Source organism: Haloechinothrix halophila YIM 93223, assembly GCF_000504245.1.
Classification (GTDB): Bacteria; Actinomycetota; Actinomycetes; order Mycobacteriales; family Pseudonocardiaceae; genus Haloechinothrix_A; species Haloechinothrix_A halophila.
Genome location: NZ_KI632509.1, coordinates 709974 through 730812 on the forward strand (window position 1 = coordinate 709974; position 20839 = coordinate 730812).

General features: G+C 67.8%; 16 protein-coding genes. 5 read left to right on the top strand and 11 right to left on the bottom strand.

Annotation, left to right across the window (positions count from 1 at the left end; all coding sequences use genetic code 11):
• Positions 1-71: 71 nt before the first annotated feature.
• Positions 72-1160 (bottom strand): class I SAM-dependent methyltransferase, encoded by a 1089-nt coding sequence (locus AMYHA_RS03260; protein ID WP_034267818.1) that lies wholly within the window; start codon positions 1158-1160, stop codon positions 72-74.
• Positions 1161-1296: 136 nt separating this feature from the next.
• Between AMYHA_RS03260 and AMYHA_RS03270 the strand changes: the two genes are divergently transcribed.
• The gene (locus AMYHA_RS03270; protein ID WP_051399497.1) at positions 1297-4281 is read left to right on the top strand and encodes a BTAD domain-containing putative transcriptional regulator; all 2985 of its coding nucleotides are present in this window, start codon (positions 1297-1299) and stop codon (positions 4279-4281) included.
• A gap of 163 nt (positions 4282-4444) precedes the next feature.
• Here AMYHA_RS03270 and clpB read toward each other — a convergent pair whose 3' ends face one another.
• Complete coding sequence (clpB, locus tag AMYHA_RS03275; protein ID WP_034267826.1) at positions 4445-7045, bottom strand: ATP-dependent chaperone ClpB; 2601 nt, start codon at positions 7043-7045, stop codon at positions 4445-4447.
• Positions 7046-7282: 237 nt separating this feature from the next.
• Here clpB and AMYHA_RS03280 point away from each other — a divergent pair, with 237 nt between their 5' ends.
• Together AMYHA_RS03280 and AMYHA_RS03285 are read left to right on the top strand one after the other, a co-directional pair.
• Complete coding sequence (locus tag AMYHA_RS03280; RefSeq protein ID WP_084037523.1) at positions 7283-8899, top strand: alanine/glycine:cation symporter family protein; 1617 nt, start codon at positions 7283-7285, stop codon at positions 8897-8899.
• Between the two features lie 163 nt (positions 8900-9062).
• Positions 9063-10241, top strand: coding sequence for an FAD-binding oxidoreductase (locus AMYHA_RS03285; protein ID WP_231104606.1), 1179 nt, complete (start codon positions 9063-9065; stop codon positions 10239-10241).
• Between the two features lie 43 nt (positions 10242-10284).
• Here the strand turns inward: AMYHA_RS03285 and AMYHA_RS03290 are convergent, their stop codons facing one another.
• A complete protein-coding gene (locus tag AMYHA_RS03290) occupies positions 10285-11286 on the bottom strand; it encodes a pyridoxamine 5'-phosphate oxidase family protein (protein ID WP_084036779.1) in 1002 nt (333 codons plus the stop codon).
• Between the two features lie 334 nt (positions 11287-11620).
• Here AMYHA_RS03290 and AMYHA_RS03295 point away from each other — a divergent pair, with 334 nt between their 5' ends.
• Entirely contained in the window at positions 11621-12799 is a 1179-nt protein-coding gene (locus AMYHA_RS03295; protein WP_084036781.1) for a globin domain-containing protein, read from the top strand.
• Positions 12800-12955: 156 nt separating this feature from the next.
• On the opposite strand, the gene AMYHA_RS03300 is transcribed toward AMYHA_RS03295, so the two are convergent.
• The 6 genes from AMYHA_RS03300 to AMYHA_RS03325 form a co-directional block, all read right to left on the bottom strand.
• Positions 12956-13513 (bottom strand): hypothetical protein, encoded by a 558-nt coding sequence (locus tag AMYHA_RS03300; RefSeq protein WP_157361769.1) that lies wholly within the window; start codon positions 13511-13513, stop codon positions 12956-12958.
• Between the two features lie 353 nt (positions 13514-13866).
• Complete coding sequence (locus AMYHA_RS03305; RefSeq protein WP_034267833.1) at positions 13867-14316, bottom strand: heat shock protein transcriptional repressor HspR; 450 nt, start codon at positions 14314-14316, stop codon at positions 13867-13869.
• Positions 14316-15500, bottom strand: coding sequence for a molecular chaperone DnaJ (gene dnaJ, locus AMYHA_RS03310; protein WP_034267836.1), 1185 nt, complete (start codon positions 15498-15500; stop codon positions 14316-14318). The genes AMYHA_RS03305 and dnaJ overlap by 1 nt, the downstream gene beginning before the upstream one ends.
• A gap of 19 nt (positions 15501-15519) precedes the next feature.
• On the bottom strand, positions 15520-16212 hold the full coding sequence (gene grpE, locus AMYHA_RS03315) for a nucleotide exchange factor GrpE (protein WP_051399498.1): 693 nt from the start codon (positions 16210-16212) through the stop codon (positions 15520-15522).
• Positions 16209-18068 (bottom strand): molecular chaperone DnaK, encoded by a 1860-nt coding sequence (dnaK, locus tag AMYHA_RS03320; protein ID WP_034267838.1) that lies wholly within the window; start codon positions 18066-18068, stop codon positions 16209-16211. The genes grpE and dnaK overlap by 4 nt, the downstream gene beginning before the upstream one ends.
• Before the next feature lie 176 nt (positions 18069-18244).
• Entirely contained in the window at positions 18245-18964 is a 720-nt protein-coding gene (locus AMYHA_RS03325; RefSeq protein WP_084036783.1) for a DUF4097 family beta strand repeat-containing protein, read from the bottom strand.
• Positions 18965-19214: 250 nt separating this feature from the next.
• Between AMYHA_RS03325 and AMYHA_RS03330 the strand changes: the two genes are divergently transcribed.
• On the top strand, positions 19215-19754 hold the full coding sequence (locus AMYHA_RS03330; protein WP_034267841.1) for a YbhB/YbcL family Raf kinase inhibitor-like protein: 540 nt from the start codon (positions 19215-19217) through the stop codon (positions 19752-19754).
• Positions 19755-19799: 45 nt separating this feature from the next.
• Here the strand turns inward: AMYHA_RS03330 and AMYHA_RS03335 are convergent, their stop codons facing one another.
• Entirely contained in the window at positions 19800-20393 is a 594-nt protein-coding gene (locus AMYHA_RS03335) for a TetR/AcrR family transcriptional regulator (RefSeq protein WP_034267844.1), read from the bottom strand.
• Positions 20390-20719, bottom strand: a complete 330-nt coding sequence (locus AMYHA_RS03340) for a DMT family transporter (RefSeq protein ID WP_157361771.1) — start codon at positions 20717-20719, stop codon at positions 20390-20392. Before AMYHA_RS03340 ends, AMYHA_RS03335 begins: the two co-directional genes overlap by 4 nt.
• Between the last annotated feature and the right edge of the window lie 120 nt (positions 20720-20839).

The window sequence follows — 20839 nt, forward strand, 5'->3', positions numbered from 1 at the left end:
TGGCGTGTTGTGACGTCAACCGCGCCGGGGCGTGCCTCAGCCGTGGGTATCGGGCGGCGGATCGCGCTCCCCTATGCGCGCAGCTCGTAGAGGATGAAGAACGGATTGTCGATCGGGACCGTGCGGACATCGCCGAATCCCGCGTCCGCCGCGAGCTCCCGGAACCGTTCGTCGCCCATGCAGGTGCCGAGGCCAGCGCCGCCCTGCGCCAACGAGGTCGTCATGCAGTACAGCAGGCTGGCCGAGTACATCAGCCTGCCAACGGGGCCGATGTTCTCCTCGACCGACGACGAGGCGTTCATCTCCACGGCCACGTAGGTGCCGTCCGGGGTCAGGGTGTTGCGGATGGCCCGCAGCAGTCCAGCGGGGTCGGCGGAGTCGTGGACGACATCGAAGGTGGTCACCACGTCAAACGCGCCGGTGGGCAGATCGACACCGTCTCGCCGCTCGAACGTGACGCGGTCGGCGACACCCGCTTCCGCCGCGTTGCGACGGGCGCGGTCGAGCGAACCGGTGTGGATGTCGTACCCGGTGACCCGCGCCGATGGGAACGCATCGGCCAGCACGATCGCCGCTTGCCCGCTGCCGCACCCGACATCGGCCACGCTGCCGCCGTTCGAAAGCAGCCGCTTGACGTTCGACGTGCCGTCCAGCCAGTCCACCAGCCGCTGCTGCTGAAATGGTGCGCTCGCCCGCTCGATGGCCTCCCACGTCTCGTCCATGTACGCGCTCTGCGGAACGCCGCCGCCGGAACGGAACGCGGTGGCGACCTGCGGGGCGACGCTGATCCACGGAACGATGAACTCGAGGAAACCGCCGACGAAGAACGGGAAGCTGCTGTCGACAAGCGGTACGGCGTGTTCGACCGGGAGTTCGTAGCGGCTCGTGGCGGGGTCGTACGTGACGTACTCGGCCGCCGTCATGGAGTCAAGCCACTCCCGCAGGTAGCGCGGTTGCAGGCCCGTCGTGTCCGCGAGTTCGGCCACGGTCACCGGTCCGGCGTCGGCCAGCGCCCGGAACAGCCCGAGCCGGTCGCCGATCCACAGGGCGCCGCCGTGCAGCGCGGTGCCGATGTCACCGACCAGCTGTTGCACGAATTCCTCGACCTTGTCCTGGTCCGGCTCCGCGACGGCGGTGCGGGGTTGCGTCTCGGTGGTCATCGCGTGCTCCTCACTGTCGTGTCGTGTACGTGACACTCGGACCCTCGGGCACCGACCTTGTGGCGTCCTTGCGGCGGAGTTGCGGCGGAGTTGCGGCGAGTGTGGGCGCCAGGAATGAGGCATATGCTTAGTTTCGATGCGGTTCCTCGTGTTGGGTCCGGTTGAGCTCGCGGGCGACGGGTGGACCGCCGGTGTGCCCAGCCGCAGGCGCCGGCTCCTGCTGGCCGCGCTGCTGGCACGACAAGGAGAGCTGGTCGGCGTCGATCAGCTGATCGACGCGCTGTGGGGCGCCGATCCGCCAGCCTCCGCGGGGCCATCCCTGCAAAGCCATGTGTCGCGACTCCGTGCCGAGTTGCGTGAGCTCGATTCCGAGCGGGACAGAATTGTGACTCGCCGTGGGGCCTACGGGTTGGTGCTTGCTGATCACGATGAGATCGATGCGATCACCTTCGAGCAGGAAGTGCGGCGGGCGCGCGGGCGTGTCGATGACGACCCGGCCACGGCGGTAGACCTTGTGGAGCATGCGCTCGCTCGCTGGCGTGGCCCGCCGTATGTTGACGCCGTCGATGCGGTCGAGGACGAGGTTCGCCGGTTGTGGTCGGTGCACCGCATGGCTTGCGACGTGCGCGTCGAAGGGCTGCTCGCCGCCGGGCGCGCCGACACGGTGCTCGGCGAGTTGCAGGCGCGGCTTGAGCAGGATCCGCTGGACGAACGGGCGGCTGGTCAGCTCATGCTCGCGCTGTTCCATTCGGGGCGGCAGGCCGAGGCGATCGGCGTGTTCCACGACTACCGCCGCAGGCTCGGTGATGAGCTGGGGGTCGACCCCTCGCCGTGGTTGCGGGACCGCTATGACGCGCTGGTGCGGCAGGACGAGGGCCTGGTGGCTCCCCCTGCTTCGAGCAACGCCTCGGCAGGCCGGGAGCGAACTCCGTCCGGGCTGCTTGTGGGGGCGGCAACCAGCTTCGTGGGACGGGACGCCGCCGTCGCCGACGTCGCCTCGCTCGTGACGTCGCGGTCTCTTGTCACGCTGACGGGCCCCGGTGGAGTCGGCAAGACCCGGCTGGCCGAGGCGGTCGGCGAGGCAGTGTCCGGTGTGTTCGACGACGTCATCGCGCTCCGGCTTGCCGCGATGCGGGACCCGTCCGCACTGGGGGCGGCGGTCGCCGGTGCCTGCGGCATCGTGCCCGGGGAGGACACCGCGATTCGGGACACGCTGGTAGAGGCCTTGCGAGGTCGCGAGGTGCTGCTGATCGCGGACAACTGCGAGCACCTGCTGCCCGACGTCGCCGAGCTGGTCGAGTACCTCCTCGGACGCTGCCCGCATCTGACGGTGCTGGCGACGTCCCGGGAACGTCTCGCGGTGCGCGGCGAGCACCGGTGGCCGGTCACCCCGCTGCGGCTCCCTGCCGTGACTCATGCGGTGACCCTCGATGAGGTGTGGGACAGCCCCGCCGTGCGGGTGTTTCGCGATCGTGCCGAGGCAGCTGATCCGGCCTTCGAGCTGACCGGTGACAACGCGGCGGTGGTCACCGAGGTCTGCCGGCGGCTCGATGGGCTGCCGCTCGCGCTGGAACTGGCCGCCGCCCGCGTCGCGGCATTCACCGTTGCCGAACTCGCGCGACGGCTCGACGAACGCTTCGCGCTGTTGACCACGGGGCCGCCGCACGATGGCGGCAGGCACCGGACCTTGCGGGACGTCGTCGCGTGGTCGTACGAGCTGCTTACCCGGGAGGAGGCTGACCTGTTCGACCGGCTCAGCGTCTTCGCGGGCGGGTTCACCCTGGACGCCGCCGAAGAGGTCGCGGGAGGAGGTGCGGAAGATCCCGGCGCGGTAGCGGCCAGGCTGGCGGCGCTCGTCGACTGCTCCATGGTGGCGCGCTCCGGGTCGCGCTACGTCGTGCTGGAGACGTTGCGCCTGTACGGCGCCGATCGGCTCGCGGAGCGTGGGCAGGTCGATGCGGCGAAGCGTGCTCATGCCCGGTTCTTCGCGCGGTTCAGCCAGCAGGCTGACCCCGGCATCCGGGGCGCGGACGACGACGTCTGGGTGCCCCGGGTGGAAGCGGAGCTGGACAACCTGCGGGCGGCGCACCGCTGGGCGGTGGACAGCGGCGACGCGGACCTCGCGTTGCGCGTGTCGGCGCCGCTGGGGCTCTACGGCGGCTGGTGGCTGGTCGACGAGGTCACCACATGGGCGGAAGAAGCGGCCGATATTCCCGGCGCCGAGGGGCATCCGCTGCTGCCGGTCGCCTACGGTGCCGCGGCGCACGGCGCGGGTAACCGTGGTCAGCTCGAACGTTCCGCGGCACTCGCCCGGCAGGGGCTCGCCGCCGCGTCCGAGGACGACCCGGCGCGGATTCTCCCGCTCAGGGCGCTGAGCCTGGTGGCGTTCTTCCAGGGCACGCTCGAGATGAGTAGTCAGCTAGAGGCCGAAGTGCGCGACCTCGCCGAGGCCGTAGGCGACCGCTATCACGTCGCCTACGCCTGGGTGATGTGGACGCTCATCGCGACCTACCGGGGCGAGGCGGATGCGGCGCTGGCGGCCGCGCGCCGCGCCGGTCAGGAAGCGGCGGCGCTCGGCAACACCCATATGCGGGCGTTGACCGCCTACTGCCGGGGCGAGGCCCTTGCGCCGCAGGACCCGGACGCCGCCGTGCCCTGGCTCGACGAGGCTGTTGGCGCCGCCCACGAGATCGGAACGCGCCTGGTGGAAGCCATCGCCCTTGTCACCCGGTCGTCGGTCAGGGCAGAGCGCGGTGATCCCGACGCGGCATTGGCGTCGTTCTGGGAGGCCATCGACCGGCTGCGCAGGGGCGGGGACTGGACCCACCAGTGGACGACGCTGCGCAACCTGGTGTTCCTGCTGGTTCGGCTGGGTACTGCGGAGGCAGCCGAAGCCGCTGCCGGGTTGATCGGGGCGCTGGAGACCTCAGCGACGGCTGCCCAGGTCTACGGCGCTGACGCGGCGCGGCTTCGTGCCGTAACCGCGCAGCTGCGCGACCGGCTGGGAAAGGTGGGCTTCGACGCCGAGTATGAGCGCGGTCGGCGGATGACCGACCCCGATGCCGTCGACGTCGCCCTCACCACGATCGACAGGATGCGAGGGGCGGCGACGCGCGGCTGAGCCGTCGTCGCGGCACCACAGCCGCGCCACAAGCGGCACACAAGGATGTGCCGCCATGGCTCCGGTGTTCACTCACCCGCATCCGACATGAGGAGGGATGAACCGTGACGATCACCCGCATCGGCCATCGACGGCGGACGACACACCTGGCGCGGTGGGGCGCTCAGCCCCGCGACACCACCAGCGTGTCGGCGGCGGCGTTGTCCGCGGGGACGTCGACACGCACCGTGTCGCCATCGCGGATGTCACCCGACAGCAGCGCCTTCGCGAGCTGGTCGCCGATCGCCGACTGCACCAGCCGCCGCAGCGGCCGCGCACCGTAGATCGGATCGAACCCGCTGACGGCCAGCCACTCCCGCGCGGCGTCCGTGACATCCAGCGTGAGCCTGCGCTGCGCCAGCCGCTCGCCGAGCCGCGCGACCTGGATGTCCACAATGGCCGCGAGTTGCTCTGTGCCGAGTGAGTGGAACACCACGATGTCGTCCAGCCGGTTCAGGAACTCCGGCTTGAAGTGCTGCTGCACCACCGACAGCACGGCGTCCGAGCGCTGTTTCTCATCGAGTGAGGCATCAGCGATCGCCTGCGAGCCGAGGTTCGACGTCAACACCAGGATGGTGTTGCGGAAGTCGACCGTGCGGCCCTGACCGTCGGTGAGCCTGCCGTCGTCGAGCACCTGCAGCAGCACGTCGAAGACATCGGCGTGCGCCTTCTCCACCTCGTCGAGCAGCACCACGGTGTACGGCCTGCGCCGCACCGACTCGGTGAGCTGCCCGCCCTGGTCGTAGCCGACGTAGCCGGGCGGCGCCCCGACGAGGCGAGCCACCGAGTGCTTTTCGGAGTACTCGCTCATGTCGATGCGCATCATGGCGCGCTCGTCGTCGAACAGGAACTCCGCGAGCGCCTTGGCCAGCTCGGTCTTACCGACACCGGTCGGCCCGAGGAAGAGGAACGACCCAGTCGGCCGGTCGGGATCGGCGACCCCTGCGCGCGCCCTGCGCACCGCGTCGGAGACCGCGGTGACGGCCTCGGACTGGCCGACCACCCGCTTGCCGAGTTCCTCTTCCATCCGCAGCAGCTTGCCGGTCTCGCCTTCAAGCAGCCTGCCTGCCGGGATGCCGGTCCACGCGCTGACCACGTCGGCGACATCATCAGCCCCGACCTCTTCCTTGAGCATCACCTGCTGGCCCGGCGCGGAGGCCGTCTCCTGCTCGGCAGTCGCGAGCTCCTTCTCCAGCGCGGGGATCTTGCCGTAGCGGAGTTCGGCCGCGCGCCCGAGGTCGGCGTCGCGCTCCGCGCGTTCCGCTTCGCCGCGCAGCCGCTCCAGCTCTTCCTTGAGGTCGCGGATCTTGTCGATGGAGCCCTTCTCGTTTTGCCAACGCGCCGTGAGGGTGGACAACTCCTCGCGCTTCTCGGCCAGCTCACCGCGCAGTGCCGCCAGCCGCTCCCGCGAGGCGGGGTCGCTCTCCTTCGACAGCGCCATCTCCTCGATCTCGAGGCGGCGCACGGCGCGCTCCACCTCGTCGATCTCTACCGGCCGGGAGTCGATCTCCATCCGCAGCCGGGACGCCGCCTCGTCGACGAGGTCGATCGCCTTGTCCGGCAGGAACCGCGCTGTGATGTAGCGATCGGATAGCGTTGCCGCCGCGACAAGCGCCGCGTCGGTGATGCGGACACCGTGGTGGACCTCGTAGCGCTCCTTGAGCCCGCGCAGGATGCCGATGGTGTCCTCAGCGGACGGCTCACCGACCAGCACCTGCTGGAAACGGCGCTCCAGCGCGGCGTCCTTCTCGATGTGGCCTCGGTACTCGTCCAGCGTGGTCGCGCCGACCATGCGGAGTTCGCCGCGCGCCAGCATCGGCTTGATCATGTTGCCCGCGTCCATGGCACCCTCGCCGGTCGCGCCAGCGCCGACGATGGTGTGCAGTTCGTCGATGAAGGTGATGATCTGGCCCGCGGAGTCGGCGATCTCTTTGAGCACCGCCTTGAGGCGTTCCTCGAACTCGCCCCGGTATTTCGCGCCGGCGACCATCGAGCCGAGGTCAAGTGCGACGACGCGCTTGCCGCGCAGCGACTCCGGCACGTCACCGGCGACGATGCGCTGTGCGAGCCCCTCGACGATGGCTGTCTTACCGACGCCGGGCTCGCCGATCAGCACCGGGTTGTTCTTGGTGCGGCGGCTCAGCACCTGCACCACGCGGCGGATCTCGGTGTCGCGGCCGATCACCGGGTCCAGGTCGCCCTTGCGTGCCCGGTCGGTGAGGTCGACGCCGTATTTCTCCAGCGCCTGGTAGGTGCCTTCTGGGTCGGGGCTCGTCACCCGCGCGGACCCACGCACCTGCGTGAACGCTTCCCGCAGTGCCTCGGGCGTCGCGTTGTGGCGCTTGAGCAGGTCGGCGACCTGCCCGCCTTCGGCGGCCAGCCCGACGAGCAGGTGCTCGGTGGAGACGTACTCGTCACCCAGCTCGGTGGCGAGCTGCTGTGCCTTGGTCAGCGCCTTGAGCGCGTTGGCGTCGAACTGCGGTGTGGCCACCGTCGCGCCGGTCGCGGTCGGCAGCGACCGCGTGATCGGTTCCAGCTCGGTGTGCACCTGCTCCGGATCGGCCCCGACGGCCGTGAGCAGGGGGCCGGCGATGCCGTCGCCTTGCGCCAGCAGCGCGCCGAGCAGGTGTGCTGACGTCACGTCGGGGTTGCCCGCTACCGTCGCCGCCTGCGCCGCGGACGAGATGGCCTGCTGCGTCTTGGTTGTCGGGTTGAAAGCGTCCATCCCTTGCCCGTTTCCTCGTTCTACGTGCGGTTACGAGGATGCACCATGGTTGGTGTCCTCGCTGGTAAGTTGTCCTCGCCTGAGACAACGTCAGGAAAGTTGAGCTTGTTCCACTCAACTTTATCGTGGCAGGTGTGACCTCGGTGGCAACGCCCCGTTCCGACCAAAGGACGTATTTCGCTCGCAGGGGAAACTGGGTCTTGTGTGGCGGCCGATCTTGGGGTCAACTTTCTGTCCATGCCTACAAGCACACACTCAGTGATCACGAGTCACTCGGATGGGGCTCCACTGGTCCTCGCGCAGGAGGATGTGGAAGGTGCCCAGAGTGAGTTGTTGCGTAACGTCGAGGAGGCGATCGACAGTGTCTTCGCGCCCGTCGCGGAGGGGCTGGGCAATTTCGTCTTCTACGAGCTTCCGTTCTTCGGGACGACCTTCCCGTGGATCGTCGGCTGGCTTGTCGTCGCGGGGCTGATCTTCAGCTTCTACTTCGGCTTCATCCAGTTCCGTGCGTTCAAACTCGCTACGGAGGTGGTGCGGGGCAAGTACACCCGTGACGACGAACCGGGCGAGATCACCCACTTCCAGGCGTTATCCTCAGCGCTATCGGGCACCGTTGGCCTCGGCAACATCGCGGGTGTTGGTGTTGCCGTCACCATTGGTGGCGCGGGCGCCACCGTCTGGATGATCTTGGTCGGCTTGCTCGGCATGGTCACCAAGTTCGTGGAATGCACCCTCGGTGTGAAGTACCGGGAGATCCACGAGGACGGCACCGTCTCCGGTGGGCCGATGCACTACCTGCGCAAAGGCTTCGCCGAGCGGATTCCTGGCAACGCGGGCAAGATTCTCGGCACTGGCCTCGCTGGGCTGGTCGCCGTCGGCATCCTGCTGTTCGGCATCGGTGGCGGCAACATGTTCCAGGCCAACCAGTCGATGGCGCAGCTGCGCCGCGTTACCGGTGGCGAGGACAGCCCGCTCACCAACGACGGCGCTGGCCTTGTCTTCGGCATCATCCTCGCGTTGATCGTCGGCGCGGTCATCTGGGGCGGCATCAAGTCGATCGGCCGTGTGACCAGCCGGCTCGTGCCGTCGATGGCGATCATCTACATCATCGCCTGCCTGATCGTCATCCTGTTCAACATCCCGCAGGTGCCCGCGGCCGTCGGTGAGATGATCTCCGGCGCGTTCACGGGTGAGGGCGTCGTCGGCGGTGTGATCGGTGCGATCATCCAGGGTCTCCGCAGGGCCACGTTCTCCAACGAGGCCGGTCTTGGTTCCGCGCCGATCGCGCACTCCGCGGTCAAGACGAACTACCCGGCCACCGAGGGGCTCGTCGCGCTGCTCGAGCCGTTCATCGACACCGTCGTCGTCTGCACCATGACGGCGCTGACCATCACCATCGCCAGCAGTCAGTACTGGAACGACTCGAAGGAAGCGCTGCTCGCCGCGGACGCCGCGGGTGAGGATGCGCCGAACATTCCCGGTGTCGAGGTGACGTCGAGTGCGTTCGAGACCGCGCTGCCCGGCTTCCAGTACGTGCTGGCCATCGCGGTGCTGCTGTTCGCGATCTCCACGATGATCACCTGGGCGTACTACGGCCAGAAGGCGTGGACGTTCCTGTTCGGCAAGAGCAACACCAGTGAGAACGCGTACCGGTTCGTGTTCTGCGCGTTCATCATCGTTGGTTCGGTCGTGCAGTTTGGCGACGTGCTCGCGTTCACCGACGCGGTCATGTTCCTGCTGGCACTGTTCAACGTGATCGGGCTCTACCTGCTGGCACCCGTGGTCAAGCGGGAGCTCAAGCTCTACCTCGGCGGGCTGAAGTCCGGCGACATCGAGGAAGTGGAGCGGGTCTGACCCGGTCAACCTGATAAGTCGATCAAGCTAGCTGATTGCGCAAGACGAGTGATCCCGCCCGGTGAAACGGGCGGGATCACTCGCTTGTGGGACTAGGGTTACGGCTACGCTGCCTGAGACCCAGGCGTGCCCCAATCACAACCCCGCGTCCAGTTAGAGACTTATGAGCCCACCTGACGCCGTCAGCCCTGTCCCGCGCGGGTCAGCGGCACGCAAGGCGCCGCCCGAGGTCACCACGATGGTGCGGCTCATTTCGGATACCTGGGCGCAGGCGGAGCCCTACTTACCCGAGATGTCGCAGACGTTCTACGGGCTGCTGTTCACCCTCGCGCCGGACACCCGCGAGCTATTCCCGATCAACGTCGAGGTGCGCAGGGGCAAGCTGATGCGCGCCATCGCGCGCGTGGTGCAGATGGTCGACCGGCCGGACGACCTCGTGCCGTTCTTGACCCAGCTCGGCCGCGACTACCGCAAGTTCGCTGTTGAGACCCGCCACTACGAGGCCATCGGCACCGCCATGCTCGCAGCGCTGCGCGAGCAACTGGGCGAGGCGTGGACGCCGGACGTCGAACGCGCATGGGCCGAGGGCTACACCATCGTCGCGCGGTCGATGCAGGAAGCGGCGGCGTCCGACCCGAGCCCCGCGCTGCTCAGCGCGACCGTGACCGACCACCGCAGGCTGAGCTGGGATCTCGCGCTGGTGCGCATCGAGCCGGACGCGCAGGTCTCCTACCGGGCTGGGCAGTACGTGAGCGTGGAGATCCCGCAGCGGCCCCGGCTATGGCGGTACCTTTCGCCCGCCAACGCTCCGCGCGAGGACGGCTCGCTGGAGTTCCATGTGCGCGCGGTCGACGGTGGCTGGGTGAGCAGGGCCATCGTCAGCCACACTCAGCCGGGCGACATCTGGCACCTCGGCCCGCCGCTCGGCAGGCTCAGCATCGACCGAGGCGCTGGCAGGGATGTGCTGATGATCGCGGGTGGCACCGGCAGCGCGCCGCTGCGCGCGCTGGTCGACGATCTCGCGCGATGGGGCAAGAACCCGAACGTCACGATGTTCTTCGGCGGCAGGACGGCCGACGACCTCTATGAGCTGGACAGCCTGCGCGCCCTTGAGTCGGTGAACCCGTGGTTCACAGTGGTGCCCGTCGTGGAGAGCGGCGGCGGTATCACCGGTGCCGAGCAGGGCACGCTCGCCGAGGTGGTCACCAAACGCGGCGCGTGGCCTGACCACGATGTCCTCGTCTCCGGCTCGCCTCAGATGATCAAGGCGACGGTGTCCCGGTTGCTGGTCTCGGGCACCAGCCTCGACCAGATCGCCTACGACCCGTTCACCCTGGATTGAGCGGTGACGAGACCGTTGTAGCGCGGTGGTCGGATCCGCCGCGCTACCGGCGACGGGCGCTGCTCAGCTCGCGGGCCGGTGACGTCTCGCGCTGGGCTTCCTTCCGATCCTCTTTGCGCGCCTTGCGGACCCCGAAGTAGTCCCCACCCTTGCGCTTGACGTCGTCGGTGCCCCACGCCTGGTCGGCGTCGGCGTGGATCATCCGAGGGATGTGCTTGCGGCAGTGGATGTACGCCTCGTCGATCTCGACCAGCACCCACCGCTCCGGCGTCCTGCCGCGCTCGGTCTCCTCGGGGATGCCGTCGAACTCCGCGCGCATCGCGTCGTGGTCGACGATCATCGCCCTGCCGTTGATGTGCAGGCCGATGCGGTCCCGCACGAAGTCGAGCAGCAGGATCCCGACGTGCGGGTTCTCGCTGATGTTGCCGAGGCTGGCCATGACGCCGTTGCCCCGGTACTCCGGGTAAGCGACGTGGCCGCGGTCGAGCACCTGAATGAAGCCCGGCGGGCCGAAACGCGGGGAACAGTCCGCCTCGCCGTTGGCGTCCGCCGTCGCGATGAACGCCATCTCCATCCGGTCGATGAAGTCGATCATCTCGTCATTGAGCGCCTCGCACACCTGGTCCTGGTAGAAGCGCTCCGCGCGGGTGCGGGTGTTGTAGGCCAGCTGCAACAGGTGCTCGCCGGCGGAGCCGGGCAGGTGGGTGTCGGTGTCCTTGGCGGGGTCTTCCGGCTCGGGCGGCACCGCGCGCCAGACGACAGGCGGTGCTTCCCAGGTCTCGGACGGCTTCGGGGTGGGTTCGGGCGGTTGCGGGGGCTGTTGCTGTGGCGCGGTGGCGTGCGCGGGTGGTTGCGGCGTCGGGTGGCCGTTCTGATGGGGGCCGTTGTGGTGTGCGCCGTTCTGAACCGGGCCGTTCTGGGGTGCGCCGTTGCGGGGGACGACGTTGCCCTGCTGGTTACCGGCGTCGTGCTTCCCGCGCCGGTGCTTCGGCGCTGGCGGGTGCGCCGGTGGGACGTCGTCTGTCGGGTTCGGGGTCAGATCCATCCGGGACATGCGTGCGAGCCGGAGCGAATGTTTCACCTGCGGTCCAGACGATCTCGGGTATGGGCGGGGACGGGTGCTGCCGACCGCCAAGTCTGACACGACAGGAGACCATTTCCCACCCCTCGTGTTGGCGGTACCACCGCATGCATAGGAGTCGTTACGCCAGGCAGTCGCCCTGGTACGGAACGCAGTTCGCACCAGTTGGCCGAACCACAGTGGCTTTATTTCATGCAGAATCAGGTTAGTCTCGACTGGGTGATAAACCGGCGGGGTCGTGGTCAGCGCGACTTCGTATGCCCGCGACTACCTGCGATCGTGGAGAAGCCTCGCACAGATGACAGTGAACGCCGTGCTCGACGAGCCAGAAGAGCCATCGGGCTCCAGCAGCGCGCGCCAGCGCGACGCTGAGCGCGTCGTCAGCATCATCAGGGAGAGCTTCGCCAAAATCGAGCAGCACTCGGAAGGGCTGTCACGCCAGTTCTACGCGTTGTTGTTCGCCATCGCACCCGATACGCGGGACATGTTCCCGGCCAACATGGAGATGCAGCGCAGCAGACTGTTGCGCGCGCTGGTGCACATCGTGCAAATGGTGGACCGGCCGCAGGAGCTGACGCCGTTCCTGCGGCAGCTCGGTCGGGACCACCGCAAGTTCGGCGTCGTCACCAAGCACTACGAGTCGGTCGGCACGGCGTTGCTCGGCGCGCTACGGCACTACTCGGGCGACGACTGGACCGAGGAGGTCGAGCGCGCCTGGGCGGACGCCTTCGCGATCATCGCTGGCGCCATGCAGGAGGGCTCCGCGTCCGATGACGGCCCAGCCTGGTGGCAGGCCCAGGTCGTCGAACACACCAGGCTCGACTGGGATACCGCGCTGATCAGGGTCCAGCCCGACCGATCGGTGCCGTTCTACACCGGCCAGTACGTGAGCATCGAGAGCCCGCAGCGGCCTCGGCTGTGGCGTTACCTGTCCCCGGCCAATGCGCCGCGCGAGGACGGCACGATCGATTTCCACGTCCGTGCGGTCGACGGCGGCTGGGTCAGCAGGGCATTGGTGGGCTACACCTGCCTCGGCGACGTCTGGCGGATCGGTTCGCCGCTGGGGAACCTGTGGGCCAACCCGGCGGCCGACCGCGACATGCTGCTCGTCGGCGGCGGCACCGGCATCGCGCCGCTGCTCGGTGTGATCGATGAGCTGAGTGCCAGGGACACCCGGCCATACGTGACGATGTTCTTCGGCGGTCGCAGGGTGGACGACTTGTACTACCTGAACGAGCTGCGTGCGCTCGCCGAGCGGCACTCATGGCTGACGGTCGTGCCGGTGACCGAGGACGGTTCGGCCGACGGCGGCGAGAAGGGCCAGCTCGCGGAAGTCGTCACCGGCCACGGGGCCTGGCGTGACCACGACGTGCTGGTGTCCGGCTCCCCCGGCATGATCCGCTCGACGGTCTCCCGGATGCTCGTCACCGGCACCACCTTCGACCAGATCTCCTACGACTCCTTCACGACGGACTGACGCCGGGCGGCCCCGGCGCCGTGTCCTGCAGTCTCGACGTTGTGTCCTGCAGTCTCGACGCCGTGTCCGACGCTGAGGACGCCGTGTCCTGCGCTCGGGACGCCGTGTTCGACAGATCGCCGGTCGTGCACACCCGACACGCCTATGTCAGGTACGTCAGTCGTAGCCCGCGGGCGAATCGTGGTCGACGAAGCAGTCAGCCCGGACCATGAAGGCTTCCGCGGTATGCGACACGTAGTCATTACCGTCCGCGTCGACGTACTTCACCGTGATCCACTTAAGAACGCTCACGGCTGCCCCGGGCTTGACGCCTACGGACAAGGTCCACGTCGTCCCGGGATCCAGCACAGCGTCGGTTGCGGTCAGTCCGTTTCCCCACACCAGCTCCGGGTCACGTTCGTCTGGCGGAAAGGGTCCGCCAACCACGGTGTTGGGGACCTTGTTGGGTACGTCGGGCGGCCACTGCGCGATCTCCGCGCCCACCAACGTCATCTGCTTGGCGTCAACAAGCTCGATGTCCGTAATGGTCACGGCGCTCTCGCCGATCGACTTCACGCCGTGGATGGGGATCGAGATGGCCGGGTTCCCTGGTTGAGCTTTGAGACACGTCCGTCCCGTGACCGAATCGGATGCGTCTCCGGGGATCTTGAGCGGCTTCGGCCCGGCACAGGCACTCAACGCGAGCGCGGTGGCTGTGATGGTGGCGGCGCGCAATGTGGACACGTCGGCTCCTTCCGCATTAGGTCAGAGCTCGAACGTTCAGCTCGCCCCAGATCGTTCGTCGCGGCCGCGTGAACGAACGGTGACGATACTGCATGGGACCGTAGAGGTGGGCCGGAATCGGGCGATTCGGATACTTTCGATGTGTCGGGAGTAAACGGGCTCGCGTGCGCGGTTACGCGCAGATGAGCGAGCAGCAGTCGATCACTGGGGTGGTGAGACCGCGTCCCGAGTGACGAACACGACGTTGGGAGTGCCGAACACGGCGTCCTGAATGCAGGACACAACGTCCAGAGTGCAGGACACAACGTCCTGAGCGTCGGACACGGCGCAACGGGCGGCGGCTGCTACCGCCAGCGTTTGGGTTTCCAGACCACCAGCGCCGTCTCCTGGCGCATCGGCACCAGCTCCTTGCGGTACGACGCGTGCACCGCGGCGGCGGCCTGCTCGGCGGCCGCGTACGCCGCCGCCAGCTCCTCTGTCAGCTCGGCGACCTTGCCACGCAGCGCGTCGACCTGGCCCTCCAGTTCGATGATCCGTTTGATGCCAGCGAGGTTGACGCCGTCTTCCTGCGAGAGTCGCTGCACCTCGCGCAGCAGCGCGATGTCGCGCATCGAGTAGCGCCTGCCGCCACCGGACGTCCTGCCCGGCGAGACCAGGCCCATCCGGTCGTAGGTGCGCAGTGTCTGCGCGTGCAGCCCGGACAGCTCCGCGGCAACGGAGATCACGAACACCGGCGTCGTTTCGTCCGCCCCGTGGGGCAGACCGCCGAAACCCTGAGGGAAGCGCAGCGACATTATCGCTCCTTCAGCAACTTGGTGATCTCCGGCCGCGGGTCATGCTTCTTGATCTTCTCGGCGTACTCGCGCAACGCGGTCTCGGCGTCGTCCGTGAGGTTGTCAGGCACCGTGACCTGCAACGTCACCAGCAGGTCGCCGGTCGTGCCTTCCCGCTTGGCGATGCCCTTGCCGCGCACGCGCAGCACCTTGCCGTTGTTGGTCCCGGCTGGCACCTTCACGGACACCTTGCCGTCGAGCGTCGGCACGCTGATCGTGGTGCCGAGCGCGAGTTCGGTGAACTCCACCGGCACGGTGATCGTCAGGTTGTTGCCGGACCGCCCGAAAACCGGGTGTGGCGTGACGTGCACCCGCACGTACAGGTCGCCAGCCGTCGCGCCACCTCTGCCCGGTTCGCCTTGCCCGGCGAGCCGGATCCGCTGGTCGTTGTCAACGCCGGGCGGGATCCGCACGGTCAGGGTGCGAGTACGGGTCGAGACGCCGTCGCCGCCGCACTCGGGGCACGGGTTGTCGATGATCGCGCCCCTGCCCCGGCAGTCGCGGCAAGGCTCGGAGAACGCGAACGCGCCCTGGCTTGTGTTGAGTAGTCCGGCGCCACCACAGGTCGGACACGTGCGCGGGGTCGTGCCCGGCTTGGCGCCGGAACCCGCGCAGCTACCGCACTTGGCGGGGCTGGACAGCCGCAGCGGCATGGTCGCGCCCTTGACCGCCTCGGCGAAGTCGATCCTGATGTCGGTCTCGACGTCGGAGCCGCGCTGCGCCACCGATGGGCCGGCACCGGTCGCCCCGCGCCTGCCGAACAGGCCGCCGAGGATGTCACCAAGGCCTCCCATCCCACCTTGGTTGGCGGTCTGGGCACCGAACAGGTCGCCGAAGTCGAACCCGCCAGCGCCACCGCCGCCGGGGAAGCCGAAGCCGCCACCGGCACCACCGGTGCCCGCACCGGAGCCGAACAGCGCACGCGCCTCGTCGTACTCCTTGCGCTTAGCGGGGTCGGACAGCACACCATAGGCCTCCGACACCGCCTTGAACTTCTTCTCGGCATCCGGGTTGCCGGGGTTGGCGTCGGGGTGGTTCTCCCGTGCCAGCTTCCGGTACGCCTTCTTGATCTCCTCCGTCGACGCGTCGGAGGAGACGCCCAGCTCACGGTAGAAATCCTTGCCGAGCCACTCACGAGCGGTCACCGGACGTCTCCTCCTTTCGTCAGTTGTTCTCTTCTCGGGCTGGCGGTTCGGCCGGTTCCGCCGGGTCCACCAGCACCTCCGGCCGCTCTTCCTGCCCGGGTTCGTGATCGGTCACCGCGACCATCGCAGGCCGCAGCACCCGCTCGCCGAACTTGTAGCCGCGGCGGAGCACCGTTGTCACCGTCGGTTCCTTGACGTCCGATGACGTGTTGTGCTGCACCGCCTCGTGCACGCTCGGGTCGAACGGCTCGTTCTCCGTGCCGAACGATTCGAGACCAGCCTGCTGCAGCGTCGTGACCAGCTTGTCCGCCACCGCCTTGAACGCGCCGGTGAGATCGCCGTGCTGCTCCGCGCGCTCGATGTCATCGAGCAGTGGCAGCAACTGGTTGGCGAGGGACGCCTTGGCCGCCGTGGTGTTGGCGACCTTGTCCCGCTCGACGCGCTTGCGGTAGTTGGCGTACTCAGCCTGCACGCGCTGCAGGTCAGCAGTGCGTTCCGCGAGTTCCTTCTCTACGTCGGAGGCCGGTGCCACCGCATCGTCGACGATCTCCCCGCCCGCGGGCGGCCCTGAGCCATCCGCGGGTCGGGGGGCGTCCTCGACGATCGGTTCTTCGCGGAGTTCGCCCGTTTCGGGATCGATCTTGCGACGGTCCCGCACGATGACTGGCTCCTCCGGCCTGACGGCTTCGCCTTCGTCGTAGTTGCCACTCACTTCTTGTCGCCCTCGGACTTGTCTTCGTCAACGATCTCGGCATCGACAACGTCTTCGGCGCCAGCCGACTCAGACGCGCCACCGGCGTCACCGGCGGCACCGGCCGTCGCGTCCTGCTGGTCCGCGTACATCGAGGAGCCCATGGCCTGCGACTCCTGCGTCAGCTTCTCCATCGCGGACTGGATCGCGGCGGTGTCGGTGCCCTTCAGCGCCTCGTTGAGTTCGCTGACCGCGTCATTGACCTTGGTCTTGACCTCGTCAGGCAGCTTGTCCTCGTTGTCCGTGACGAACTTCTCCGTCTGGTAGACGAGGGTTTCCGCCTGGTTGCGGGTCTCGGCCTCCTCGCGCCGCTTGCGGTCTTCCTCGGCGTGGGCCTCGGCATCCTTGACCATCCGGTCGATGTCTTCCTGCGCCAGCGCGGAACCACCGGTGATCTTGATGCTCTGCTCCTTGCCCGTGCCGAGGTCCTTCGCGGTCACGTGCACGATGCCGTTGGCGTCGATGTCGAAGCCGACCTCGATCTGCGGCACGCCACGCGGTGCTGGCGGGATGCCGGTCAGCTCGAAGCTGCCGAGCTTCTTGTTGTGCGCGGCGATCTCGCGCTCACCCTGGAACACCTGGATCTGCACCGACGGCTGGTTGTCGTCCGCCGTGGAGAAGACCTCGGAGCGGTTGGTCGGGATCGTGGTGTTGCGCTCGATGAGCTTGGTGAACACGCCGCCCTTGGTCTCGATACCCAGCGACAGCGGGGTGACGTCGAGCAGCAGGACGTCCTTGACCTCGCCCTTGAGCACACCGGCCTGCAGCCCGGCGCCGACGGCGACGACCTCGTCCGGGTTGACGCCCTTGTTCGGCTCCTGGCCGCCGGTCAGCTCCTTGACCAGGTCGACGACGGCTGGCATCCGGGTGGAGCCACCGACGAGCACGACGTGGTCGATGTCGCTGACGGAGATGCCAGCGTCCTTGATGACGTTGTGGAACGGCGCCTTGGTGCGGTCGAGCAGGTCCTGCGTGATCCGCTGGAACTCGGCGCGCGAGAGCGTCTCGTCGAGGAAGAGTGGGTTCTTGTCCGCGTCGACCGTGATGTAGGGCAGGTTGATGTTGGCGGTCGACGAGCTGGACAGCTCGATCTTGGCCTTCTCGGCGGCTTCCTTGATGCGCTGCAGCGCCATCCGGTCCTTGGTCAGGTCGATGCCCTGCGAGGCCTTGAACTTGTCGACCAGCCACTGCACGATCCGCTCGTCCCAGTCGTCACCACCGAGGTGGTTGTCACCGCTGGTCGCGCGGACCTCGACGACGCCCTCGCCGAGCTCGAGCAGCGAGACGTCGAAGGTGCCGCCACCGAGGTCGAAGACCAGGATGGTCTGCTCCTTCTCACCCTTGTCGAGGCCATAAGCCAGCGCGGCTGAGGTCGGCTCGTTGACGATGCGCAGCACGTTCATGCCCGCGATCTGGCCCGCTTCCTTGGTGGCCTGCCGCTGGGCGTCCTCGAAGTAGGCCGGAACGGTGATGACCGCGTCGGTGACCTCCTCGCCGAGGTACGCCTCGGCGTCGCGCTTGAGCTTCATCAGCACCCGGGCGCTGATCTCCTGCGCGGTGTAGTTCTTGCCATCGATCTCGGTCTTCCAGTCGGTGCCCATGTGCCGCTTGACCGAGCGGATGGTGCGGTCGACGTTGGTCACCGCCTGGTTCTTGGCGGGCTGACCGGTGAGTACCTCGCCGTTCTTGGCGAAGGCGACGATGGACGGGGTGGTGCGGGAACCCTCGGAGTTGGCGATGACCGTCGGCTCGCCACCTTCGAGGACAGCGACGACCGAGTTGGTCGTCCCGAGGTCGATGCCGACCGTTCGCGCCATGGGTGGTCCTCCTGTGTCTAGCTGGGGTCTTGCGTTTATGTTGAGTATGACTGGCTCAAGTTCTAACCGGACGGGTTCGTCCGCGTCAACTCAGACTTGAGTGAATCACACTCAACCTCACTGCCCGTGTAACGGGTGGGGGTGCGGAGTTTGTTCCCGGCGTGATGCGGCTCGCGTCAGCCCGTGCGGACGGTGATGCTTCCGCTGTCGGCGTCCAGGTCCAGCAGGTGCGGTGAGTCCGGGTCGGTGCGGACGTCGATCTCCTCGCCGCCGGAGTCAACCTGGGAGGAGACGTTGTACGCCACATCCGGCACGGTCAGCTCGATGGAGCCGGAGTCGGCCTGCGCGGTGACGTCGCTCGGCTTGTTCAGGGCGAGTTCGATCTTGCCTGAGTCGGCGTCGACCTCGATCGGACCGCTGAGGCCATTGCCGGTGATGCTGCCGGAATCGGCGTCGGCCACGACCGAGCCGTCGATGTCGCTGAGCGTGATGCTTCCGCTGTCGGCGTCAACGTCGACGTCGGCGACGCCGTCGAGCACGATGCTGCCGGAGTCGACGCTGCCGCTCACCGTGGTGCCGAGCGGGACGACGACCTCGTAGCTGACGTCGCACCGCCAGCCGCAGCCGTCGAGTTCGAGGGTGCCGTCCTTCACCTCGAACGCGGTGTCCGGTTCGTCCCAGTGGTACCGGAGCTCCTGGTTCACCGTCGTGGTCTCGACGTCCTCGGCGCGGATGCTCACGTCACCGCTGTCGTTGTCGATCTCCACATGGCGCAAGGGCTCGGTGACCGTGTCGTTCGCCGAAGCCGTTGACGGCTTCCACCACCCGGTCGCGATCACCACCGCGACGCCGAGGAACAGCACCCCCGCGATCGCCCTGCTAGTTCGAGACACCATGCCCTCCGTTCGAGATCCCAGGATGACGACGTTAGGACGTGGTGCGCCGGTGCCACATCAGGGACAACCCCCAGAAACGCCCTGAACCGCGCCGGTGCGTATGTAGTGGGACGAGCAGATGTGTCTCGACACCGTCGACGATGTCAATCGCAAGATCGCGCCCACGGCAGCGAAGGCGTCTTTCAGCGCGGACTACTAACCTCGCGGGCATACGTCTTCGGCAAGCACGCTTTCGATCCCAGGAGGACTCATGGCACAACCACCCAACCCGTACGACTTCCTGCCGCAGGTGCCCTCGTTCACGCTGCGCAGTAGCGACATCGCCGAGGGCGAGACGCTGGCGACGCCGCATCTGTCCGGCATTTTCGGCGCAGGCGGTGAGGACCGCTCGCCACACCTGGCGTGGAGCGACTTCCCCGCCGAGACCAAGAGCTTCGCCGTCACCTGCTTCGACCCGGACGCCCCGACCGCGAGCGGCTTCTGGCACTGGGCCGTCTGCAACATCCCGGTGACCACGACCGAGCTGCCGTCCGGCGCGGGTGACGCCAGTGGCTCCGGCCTGCCCGTCGGGGCGGTCACCCTGAAGACCGACGGCGGTGTGCGTCAGTACCTCGGTGCCGCACCGCCGCCCGGGCACGGCCCGCACCGCTACATCTTCACGGTGCACGCGCTCTCGGCCGACAAACTGGACGTCGACGAGAACGCTTCGCCCGCGTTTCTCGGCTTCAACATGTTCGGCACCACCCTGGCGCGGGCGAGCATCACAGCGATCTACGAGAACAAGGGCTGAGCACCAACCATCCGCCCTCCCGCCCGGGAACCGCTCCCGGGCGGGTCAGCGCGGCTTGAGCAGGTACTCCACCACGGGGCGCAGCTCGTCCGCCGTCGGCGGCTCGTCGTCGATCAGACCCTGGATCAGTAAGCCGTCGATCCCGGCGAGAAACACCCGGAACGCCACCTCGTCGTCGTGACGCACCATCGACGTCAAGACGTCCAACCAGCGCCTGGCGGCAGGGCGCAGCGCGGGTCTGCGTGACGCGAGCAGATACAGCTCGTACTCCGCCATCGTCCTGCCGCGCCGGGGCCCGAGCGCCTCGGCGAGTAGCGCGGATACCTCATCGGCCGCGCTTGGCCCGCCGCTTGAGTCCGACGATCGGCGCAGCCCCTCGCGGGAGCGCGCGCGGTCGATCATCCAGTACACCTCGGTGGCCATGTCCCGCGCGCAGGAGATGAGCGTCGCGATCAGCAGGTCATCCAGCGTGGCGAAGTGATACGTCGTCGAAGCCGTGGGGATGCTGGCCTCCCTGGCGACCGTCCGATGGGTGACGCCCGCGACGCCGTCCCGCTCGATCACCCGCAGCGTGGCGGCGATGATCTCCTGGCGACGTCGTTCGCCACGTGCCTTGCGGCCGTCCGTTTGCACGCTCACCGCGGCGCCCTACCTAGTTCGAGCAAGACGACTCCGCCGATGACGAGCCCGAGCCCCATGACCATCGGCATGGTGAGTTGTTCCTTGAAAAACACCACACCGACGGTCGCGATCAACGCGATCCCGAACGCCGCCCAGATGGCGTAGGCGACGCCGACCGGCATGCCGAGCTTGAGCACCTGGCCGAGCGCGGCGAAGGCGAGCAGGTAGCTGCCGACCACCAGCGCGGAGGGCCACGGCCGGGTGAAGCCCTCGGACAGCTTGAGTGCGGTCGTGCCGATGACCTCGAGCACGATTGCCCCGGCGAGGAGCATGTAGGCGGCCACGGCAGCACCTCCTGTCGCACTGTGTGATTTCACACTGCGGTTCCACACTACCTGAACTATCGTCCAAGTTTGTCGGGAGTCGTAGAACACATCGACGGGACAAGGGCGCAGTCGATCGAT

Coding starts and splice junctions, on each gene's coding strand:
- AMYHA_RS03260 (WP_034267818.1), bottom strand. CDS start 1,160: ATGACCACCGAGACGCAACCCCGCACCGCCGTCGCGGAGCCGGACCAG.
- AMYHA_RS03270 (WP_051399497.1), top strand. CDS start 1,297: ATGCGGTTCCTCGTGTTGGGTCCGGTTGAGCTCGCGGGCGACGGGTGG.
- clpB (WP_034267826.1), bottom strand. CDS start 7,045: ATGGACGCTTTCAACCCGACAACCAAGACGCAGCAGGCCATCTCGTCC.
- AMYHA_RS03280 (WP_084037523.1), top strand. CDS start 7,283: ATGCCTACAAGCACACACTCAGTGATCACGAGTCACTCGGATGGGGCT.
- AMYHA_RS03285 (WP_231104606.1), top strand. CDS start 9,063: ATGAGCCCACCTGACGCCGTCAGCCCTGTCCCGCGCGGGTCAGCGGCA.
- AMYHA_RS03290 (WP_084036779.1), bottom strand. CDS start 11,286: ATGGATCTGACCCCGAACCCGACAGACGACGTCCCACCGGCGCACCCG.
- AMYHA_RS03295 (WP_084036781.1), top strand. CDS start 11,621: ATGACAGTGAACGCCGTGCTCGACGAGCCAGAAGAGCCATCGGGCTCC.
- AMYHA_RS03305 (WP_034267833.1), bottom strand. CDS start 14,316: ATGTCGCTGCGCTTCCCTCAGGGTTTCGGCGGTCTGCCCCACGGGGCG.
- dnaK (WP_034267838.1), bottom strand. CDS start 18,068: ATGGCGCGAACGGTCGGCATCGACCTCGGGACGACCAACTCGGTCGTC.
- AMYHA_RS03325 (WP_084036783.1), bottom strand. CDS start 18,964: ATGGTGTCTCGAACTAGCAGGGCGATCGCGGGGGTGCTGTTCCTCGGC.
- AMYHA_RS03330 (WP_034267841.1), top strand. CDS start 19,215: ATGGCACAACCACCCAACCCGTACGACTTCCTGCCGCAGGTGCCCTCG.